At 43.2% G+C, this 1,416-nt stretch carries 2 protein-coding genes; both read left to right on the top strand.

All coding sequences use genetic code 11. The annotated features are described in order from the left end of the window. Nucleotides 1–154 precede the first annotated feature (154 nt). Nucleotides 155–712: an RNA-directed DNA polymerase gene (locus tag IEX27_RS21740; RefSeq protein ID WP_188723022.1), complete on the top strand. Its 558-nt coding sequence runs from the start codon at nucleotides 155–157 to the stop codon at nucleotides 710–712. Next, nucleotides 670–1,182, top strand: a complete 513-nt coding sequence (locus IEX27_RS21735) for a reverse transcriptase domain-containing protein (protein ID WP_188723021.1) — start codon at nucleotides 670–672, stop codon at nucleotides 1,180–1,182. Before IEX27_RS21740 ends, IEX27_RS21735 begins: the two co-directional genes overlap by 43 nt. The last annotated feature ends 234 nt before the right edge of the window (nucleotides 1,183–1,416 follow it).

Genomic DNA, 1,416 nt, shown 5'->3' with positions numbered 1-1,416 from the left:
GCATCATCTTTCAGGATTTGGAATAGCTCAACTGGAATTCCATCACCTCCACTAGTTTTGTTCGTAGTGATGCTTTCTAAGGCCCACTACAAATAAAGCCAGTGGAGGTGATGGAATTCCAGTTGAGCTATTTCAAATACTGAAAGATGATGCTGTGAAAGTGCTGCACTCAATATGCCAGCAAATTTGGAAAACTCAGCAGTGGCCACAGGACTGGAAAAGGTCAGTTTTCATTCCAATCCCAAAGAAAGGCAATGCCAAAGAATTCTCAAACTACCACACTATTGCACTCATCTCACACACTAGTAAATTCATGCTCAAAATTCTCCAAGCCAGGCTTCAGCAATATGTGAACTGTGAACTTCCAGATGTTCAAGCTGGTTTTAGAAAAGGCAGAGGAACCAGAGATCAAATTGCCAACATCCGCTGGATCATGGAAAAAGCAAGAGAGTTCCAGAAAAACATCTATTTCTGCTTTATTGACTATGCCAAAGCCTTTGACTGTGTGGATCACAATAAACTGTGGAAAATTCTGAAAGAGATGGGAATACCAGACCACCTGACCTGCCTCTTGAGAAATCTGTATGCAGGTCAGGAAGCAACAGTTAGAACTGGACATGGAACAACAGACTGGTTCCAAATAGGAAAAGGAGTTATCAAGGCTGTATATTGTCACCCTGTTTATTTAACTTATATGCAGAGTACATCATGAGAAACGCTGGACTGGAAGAAGCACAAGCTGGAATCAAGATTGCCGGGAGAAATATCAATAACCTCAGATATGCAGATGACACCACCCTTATGGCAGAAAGTGAAGAGGAACTCAAAAGCCTCTTGATGAAAGTGAAAGAGGAGAGTGAAAAAGTTGGCTTAAAGCTCAACATTCAGAAAACGAAGATCATGGCATCTGGTCCCATCACTTCATGGCAAATAGATGGGGAAACAGTGGAAACAGTGTCAGACTTTATTTTTTTGGGCTCCAAAATCACTGCAGATGGTGACTGCAGCCATGAAATTAAAAGACGCTTACTCCTTGGAAGGAAAGTTATGACCAACCTAGACAGCATATTCAAAAGCAGAGACATTACTTTGCCAACAAAGGTCCGTCTAGTCAAGGCTATGGTTTTTCCAGTGGTCATGTATGGATGTGAGAGTTGGACTGTGAAGAAGGCTGAGCACTGAAGAATTGATGCTTTTGAACTGTGGTGTTGGAGAAGACTCTTGAGAGTCCCTTGGACTGCAAGGAGATCCAACCAGTCCATTCTGAAGGAGATCAGCCCTGGGAGTTCTTTGGAAGGAATGATGCTAAAGCTGAAACTCCAGTACTTTGGCCACCTCATGCGAAGAGTTGACTCATTGGAAAAGACTCTGATGCTGGGAGGGATTGGGGGCAGGAGGAGAAGGGGACAACAGAGG

The organism is Nitratireductor aestuarii, assembly GCF_014641695.1.
In the GTDB taxonomy this organism is placed as follows: Bacteria; Pseudomonadota; Alphaproteobacteria; order Rhizobiales; family Rhizobiaceae; genus Chelativorans; species Chelativorans aestuarii.
The sequence above is the reverse complement of the archived record's forward strand: the minus strand, read 5'-3'. Positions and strand labels throughout refer to the sequence as shown.